This is a genomic window from Oleiphilus sp. HI0125 (genome assembly GCF_001635355.1).
Genome location: NZ_LWGF01001322.1, coordinates 23,635 through 30,033, shown reverse-complemented (window position 1 = coordinate 30,033; position 6,399 = coordinate 23,635). Strand labels below are relative to the sequence as shown.

Sequence of the window (6,399 nt, the reverse complement as noted above, 5' to 3'; positions counted from 1 at the left end):
GAAAACTGGCCAACTAGAACCAGGATTCAAGATTTTTAATCGCTATCAAGAGCGCGTTATTCAGCGTCTCGTTTATAAAATTTCTCTTCTAGAGAATGACTTAAAAGACATGCGTTTCAATGATGACGAATTCATTCTGTCTGATCGCTCTGAGCAAGCGTGGCCAACAACAGAAGCTGAACTAGAAGATATTTGGCGTCGACGCGTTAAAAGTGGTGCACTCTCTTTAAAATTGTCTGGCGAATCACTTGAAGAAGCTGCGGACACTTTGCGTACCCGCTACCAGTCGCAACTAAAGCGTGCGCTTCAGATTCGTAACGAAGACGCTTTCCAAGCCTACATGAATGCGTTTACAACGCTTTATGATCCACATACGACTTACTTCTCACCTCGCTCTTCAGAAAACTTTAACATCAACATGAGTTTGTCGCTTGAAGGAATCGGCGCGGTTCTACAAGCCGACAATGAGTTTACAAAAGTTGTTCGCTTGATTGCAGGTGGTCCTGCGCAACAACAAGGCCAGCTTGGCCCTGCTGACCGAATTGTCGGCGTTGCTCAAGGCGACGAGAAAATGGTTAACGTTGTAGGTTGGAGATTAGACGAAGTTGTACAATTGATTCGTGGTCCAAAAAAATCAACGGTGCGCCTCGAAGTTATTCCATCCGAAGCAAAAGTCGACACAGACACGCGCGTGATCGCGATTGTTCGTGACAAAGTAAAACTTGAAGATCAAGCAGCGAAAAGTTCTGTCATCGAGACTGAACGCGACGGTCAAACTAAGCGCGTTGGTGTTATCGAGATTCCAACCTTCTATGCTGACTTCCAAGCCATGCAAAACGGCGATCCAAACTACAAGAGCACAACACGCGACACATTGCTTTTGTTGAATGAAATGCGTGCCGAAAAAGAACTAGATGGTCTGGTCATTGATCTACGCGGCAATGGCGGTGGCTCATTAGACGAAGCAAACAAGCTTACCGGCCTGTTCATTGATGAAGGCCCTACCGTTCAAATCCGCAGCGCGAACAACCGCGTCGAAGTGCTAACTGACCCAGATCCAAAGCTAGTATATGACGGCCCTTTACTCGTTCTCGTTGACCGTTTGAGTGCTTCTGCATCAGAAATCTTTGCAGGCGCCATTCAGGACTACGATCGCGGTATCGTGATGGGCTCTCAAACCTTTGGTAAAGGTACCGTTCAATCTGTTCGTCCTTTAAACCACGGCCAGCTTAAAATCACTCAAGCTAAGTTTTATCGCATCTCGGGTGCCAGCACACAGCACAAAGGCGTTGTACCAGACATTCTGATCCCTGATACGGTCGATACGACTAAAGTAGGTGAAAATTCTCTTGAAAACGCTCTTCCTTGGGATGCTATTGCAGCGGCCGATTTTAAACAACTCGCTAGCAACGACGGTGTTGAAACAGTATTGAATCAACGCCATGAAGAGCGCTTTGCGAAAAACGAAGAATACCAAGTCTTACTTGAAGAGATTGCATTGCTCGATAAGCAACGCACAAAAGATCGCGTATCTCTCAATAAAGAAGTTCGCCAAAAAGAAATCAAGACAGCTGAAAAAGAGCAACTCGACCTAGAAAACAAGCGTCGTAGCTTTGAAGGCAAAGAACCATATGCTGATTTCAAGGCTTGGGAAGATGACGTCGAAGCTCAGGCAAGCAAGACACAGAGCGACGAACTCGAAGTAGACTTTATCGTTGACGAGAGCGTCGAGGTATTGCTTGATTTCATTGAAGTAACTGCAAAAGCTTCGATCGCAAAAGCCTCATAGTCAGCAGTAATGACCAGCGACGATAAGCCTTCCTCAAGACACTTGCCCGACGAAAAGGTCGGGCAAGACATTGATTCAAAACCTACAGATCTTGATGCATCACCAGAAAGCCAAAATCAAGATACGCCCTCTAGCTCAGAAAAACCCTCAAACAAATCAAATGATCAACATACACCAGTTGAGCCATGGGTTAGTGAAGAAACCATTGCAGGGCTATTTGATCGTGTTGGATCTGCTGCTGGCCAGGCTTTTAGGATAGCTAAACGCACAACAGATACCTCCTACAAAGTTGGTAAGGCACTCATTCAATCTCAAGATCAGTTGAAGTTGATGGTAGCCGCAGGTGAGAGTTTAAAAGATCTACGAGAAGTTGCCGGGCTTACAATCAACGAATTAAACGAAGCACTTCAGCTCAAAGACAAATCGCTTATTGAAGCAGTTGAAAATGGCACTGCTACCCTATCGTTCGAATTAATTTTACGTTTAAGCTCGTTGCTGGCTCGTAACGACCCAATTCCTTTTATATTGAAGTACAGCCGAACGTATTCACCTGAGACTTGGCGACTACTGCATGATTGGGGTGCAGGGAGGCTTCCTCTGCAATATCAGCGTGAGCGTGAATTCATTAACATACTGCGCTCCAAAGATAGTGCACGCGAATTGAGCGACGAAGGGTTTGCCCACGTACTCGCTTATACACGAGAAGCATTTAATATGGCCCTGCACTTCGTAGAAGAGCAAGAGAAAAAGTCCTAAGTCTGTGCTCCAACACCAGTGTATTCACTACTCTCTCAACACTACGTTCTCATTGAATGATTCAATCTGATTTAACAAACGGCCCTGTCGGCCCGCACCTGCGCAAGATGACGATACCCATGATTTGGGGCATTTTATCGATCATGTCGATGAACATCGTCGACACATGGTATGTCGCACAATTGGGTACCGAACCCCTTGCCGCAATGGGATTCACCATCCCTGTTGTCTCAATACTGTTGAGCCTCGCATTCGGCATTGGCATCGGTAGCTCATCGTTGATATCTCGTGCAATTGGTGCAGGTGATACGACGCGCGTTCGTATTTATGCCACGCAATCACTGTTCATAGGCCTGAGCGTGGCGCTGAGTTTCGCGATTATCGGTTATCACAATATTGATACAATTTTTATCGCCTTAGGTGCGCCAGACACCCTACTGCCGTTAATCCATGAGTTTATGGACATCTGGTTCTTAGGCAGTTTTATCGTCGTTATTCCCATGGTTGGAAATTCTGCACTGCGCGCGGCTGGCAACACCTTTATTCCAAGTATGATTATGATCGTCGTCGCCATTGTGAACATCATTCTCGACCCGATACTGATCTTTGGTTATTTCGGACTTCCCGCTTTAGGCTTGCAAGGCGCGGCCATTGCGACCGTCATCTCCTATTCTTTTGCCTTAATCATTGGCCTGTATTTATTGGCTATTAAATTACGCTTTCTAAGCCTCAAGGATTGTCGCGGCAGAATTATCGAAAGTTGGAAAGCGATTCTTCATCTTGCTATTCCCGCGATTGGCACCAATCTTATCGCACCGCTCTCCGTGGCATTCTCAACGTGGCTGGTTGCAGGATATAGCGCAAGCGCAGTCGCAGGTTTTGGCGTTGCTTCTCGGATTGAATCATTGTGCCTGGTTGTCATCATGGCGATTTCTTCAATTATGGGTCCATTTGTAGGGCAAAACTGGGGAGCGAAACGTAAAGAACGTGTTGCAGAAGCACTCAGGCTCAGCCAATCATTTAGCCTTCTCTTTTGTATTGGTATCACCATTATTTTGATGATGTTCAGTCATGAGCTATCAATGTTCTTTACTGACGACGCGGCTGTTGTTTCATCATCAGCGCATTATTTAGAATTGGTACCCTGGTCGTACTTTTTCCTTGCAGTGATTATGATCACTTCTTCAACATATAATGGCATGGGTAAGCCAACTCCATCTTTGCTCATGTCCTTTATGCGATTGATTGGCTTGTTCGTACCACTCGCCTTTGTTGGGCAGTACTTTTATGATTTAGATGGCATCTACATTGCTGCCGCACTCTCAAACTTTATTGTTGGATTGGGCGCCATCATCGGGACACGCTCCCTCATGCGCGCCTAATAAGCTAAGGAAACTAACCGTGCCGAAGAAATTAAACTCCCTCTCAGATCTTGGTGGATTGGTTTACTCCACTGAGCACGGCAAAACCTGCCCAAATTGCGAGCAAGCAATCTCAGCTTGTGCCTGCAGTAAGGACGAGATTCCTGAAGGAGATGGCATCGTACGGGTTCGATACGAACGCAAAGGCCGCGGCGGAAAAGGCGTTACGCTCGTTGATGGCATTCTCGAACCAAGTGATAAATTGAAGTCGCTTGCGAAGGAATTGAAAAAGAAATGTGGCGTTGGTGGAGCAGTAAAAGAACACACTATCGAAATTCAAGGAGACCAGCGCGATATCTTGGTCAAGCTCCTGGAAGATAAGGGCTATACTGTAATACGCTCGGGCGGATAACTCGACTAAAGGGAGCGAGTATGGAATTAGTCATAGGAAACAAAAACTACTCTTCTTGGTCTTTACGGCCATGGTTACTACTTTCCTACTTCAATATTCCTTTTGAAGAAACACGCATACCGCTCGCACAAGCTAGAACGCATGAGTTACTCGCAGAGTATTCTCCGTCCTTCAAAGTGCCTGTTCTTATCGATAGTGATTTGATTGTTTGGGAGTCCATGGCGATTTGCGAATATATCAACGAAACCTATTTGAATGGGCAGGCCTACCCCGCCTCGATAAAAGACCGTGCCTTAGCGCGAGCTTATTGCTCAGAAATGCATGCTGGATTCTCAGCATTAAGAACTGAATTACCCATGAATATCAGAGCCATGCGTCGCGTTAAGATTAGTGACAAATGCGAGCATGATATCCACCGTATCGACGGCATGTGGCAAGACGCCCTTAATCGTCATGATGGCGACTTTCTGTTTGGAAACTTCAGTATTGTTGACTGCATGTTTGCACCAGTCGCGACACGCTTAGCCACTTACAACATTGAAGTTTCTGACACCAGCCTCGCGTATATGGATGCCCTGCTATCCTTAACTGCCATGCAGGCATGGAGCGCATCAGCAACAAACGAACAAGAGGTTATTGCCGCGTCAGAAGTCGGAAGCTCCCGCGCCTAAATCGGCTAACATTCGACCCAAGACGCAGCTAAACCGCCCAACGATGTCTCTTTATACTTGTCCGACATTGCTAAACCGGTTTCGTGCATCGCACTGATACAGCGATCCAACGACATAATATGCTCGCCTTCAGCATTGCGAGCGAGATCTGATGCGAGCCATGCTTTCACCGCTCCAAAAGCATTTCTTTCTATGCAAGGCACTTGCACCAAGCCTTGAATCGGATCGCACGTCATCCCCAAATGGTGCTCTAAAGCGATTTCTGCCGCATGCTCTACTTGCTCAGGCGTTCCACCCTTTAGAGCACAAGCTCCTGCAGCAGCCATTGCCGATGCAGCTCCCACCTCACCTTGGCAGCCAACCTCTGCACCAGAGATAGAACTATTATGTTTGATCAATCCGCCAATCGCTGCCGCACTCAACAAGAATGTCAGGATCTGAGCATCACTCAAGCCATGCTCAAAATAGTGATTATCCATGTAATACAACACCGCTGGCACAACGCCCGCCGCACCATTCGTCGGCGCTGTCACGATCAACTCTCCTGCCGCATTTTGTTCATTGACGGCAATCGCGTAAACACTCAGCCATTCATGACACTCTATATTTACAGGGCTTTTCACGAGTTTTTGAAAAAGTGTCGCGGCTCGTCGTTGTACTCTTAAAACTCCGGGAAGCTCACCTTCTGCTTGTAGTCCCTTTTCAACACAGCTCTGCATTGCACGCCATGTTGTTAAAACATGTTCTGAAAACGTCGCCTCTTCTTGAAAGCACAGTTCATTTTTCAGTTTCATCTCAGCAATGCTTAAAGCCGAATCTCCACTCATGCTTAGCATTTCTTGCGCGTTGCAAAATGGGAAAGGGATATCGACCTGACTTAAGCTCAACACATGCTGATCAAGCTCTTGTTCAACAACAATAAAGCCCCCGCCAATTGATGCATATGACTGTTCTAGCAACACCTCATCATCAATCACTAATTCAAAGCTAAGAAAGTTAGGATGCGGCAAATCAGATCGATCGGTATTCCATATAAGATGAACGGCAGGATCATAATAAATCTCCGTGCCTGATAGCTGTTCTGAAGCCTCTATCTGACACTTTAATACACGAAGATCTACGTCAACCAATTGATGAGGCAAGTAACCATTCAAACCCAGTCGAACAGCTTGATCGGTCTCATGCCCTTTGCCAGTAAACGCGAGAGAGCCAAATAAGGTACAACGAACATAGACCTCCTTAGGTTGCAGATCTGGCTTGTGATCAGCTAATACAGTTGAACGAAATGCACGCGCTGCGCTCATTGGCCCCATAGTATGCGAGCTTGATGGCCCAACACCTATTTTGAACATTTCACTGCAAGCGATAAACATGGTGCACTCCGTTGTTGCAATCCAGAAAACAGAATAT

General features: G+C 46.3%; 6 protein-coding genes. 5 read left to right on the top strand and 1 reads right to left on the bottom strand.

What is annotated here, in order from left to right:
* From A3762_RS22820 to A3762_RS22800, 5 genes are all read left to right on the top strand, one after another.
* Nucleotides 1–1,789: carboxy terminal-processing peptidase (locus A3762_RS22820; protein ID WP_068757784.1), on the top strand; the 1,789-nt coding region annotated here is incomplete at its 5' end.
* Between the two features lie 9 nt (nucleotides 1,790–1,798).
* Entirely contained in the window at nucleotides 1,799–2,545 is a 747-nt protein-coding gene (locus A3762_RS22815) for a helix-turn-helix transcriptional regulator (RefSeq protein WP_068757783.1), read from the top strand.
* Nucleotides 2,546–2,601: 56 nt separating this feature from the next.
* Nucleotides 2,602–3,927: an MATE family efflux transporter gene (locus A3762_RS22810; RefSeq protein ID WP_068757781.1), complete on the top strand. Its 1,326-nt coding sequence runs from the start codon at nucleotides 2,602–2,604 to the stop codon at nucleotides 3,925–3,927.
* 19 nt (nucleotides 3,928–3,946) lie between these two features.
* Nucleotides 3,947–4,318, top strand: coding sequence for a translation initiation factor Sui1 (locus A3762_RS22805; protein ID WP_068476172.1), 372 nt, complete (start codon nucleotides 3,947–3,949; stop codon nucleotides 4,316–4,318).
* Between the two features lie 20 nt (nucleotides 4,319–4,338).
* The gene (locus A3762_RS22800) at nucleotides 4,339–4,989 is read left to right on the top strand and encodes a glutathione S-transferase family protein (RefSeq protein ID WP_068755809.1); all 651 of its coding nucleotides are present in this window, start codon (nucleotides 4,339–4,341) and stop codon (nucleotides 4,987–4,989) included.
* Between the two features lie 5 nt (nucleotides 4,990–4,994).
* On the opposite strand, the gene A3762_RS22795 is transcribed toward A3762_RS22800, so the two are convergent.
* Nucleotides 4,995–6,362 carry an L-serine ammonia-lyase gene (locus A3762_RS22795; protein ID WP_068757780.1) on the bottom strand — a complete coding sequence of 456 codons (1,368 nt, stop codon included), beginning with the start codon at nucleotides 6,360–6,362 and terminating at the stop codon, nucleotides 4,995–4,997.
* Nucleotides 6,363–6,399 lie beyond the last annotated feature (37 nt).

Excerpts from the sequence above, each read along its gene's own strand:
- A3762_RS22795 (WP_068757780.1), bottom strand. The coding sequence starts at position 6,362 with ATGTTTATCGCTTGCAGTGAAATGTTCAAAATAGGTGTTGGGCCATCA.
- A3762_RS22800 (WP_068755809.1), top strand. The coding sequence starts at position 4,339 with ATGGAATTAGTCATAGGAAACAAAAACTACTCTTCTTGGTCTTTACGG.
- A3762_RS22810 (WP_068757781.1), top strand. The coding sequence starts at position 2,602 with ATGATTCAATCTGATTTAACAAACGGCCCTGTCGGCCCGCACCTGCGC.
- A3762_RS22815 (WP_068757783.1), top strand. The coding sequence starts at position 1,799 with ATGACCAGCGACGATAAGCCTTCCTCAAGACACTTGCCCGACGAAAAG.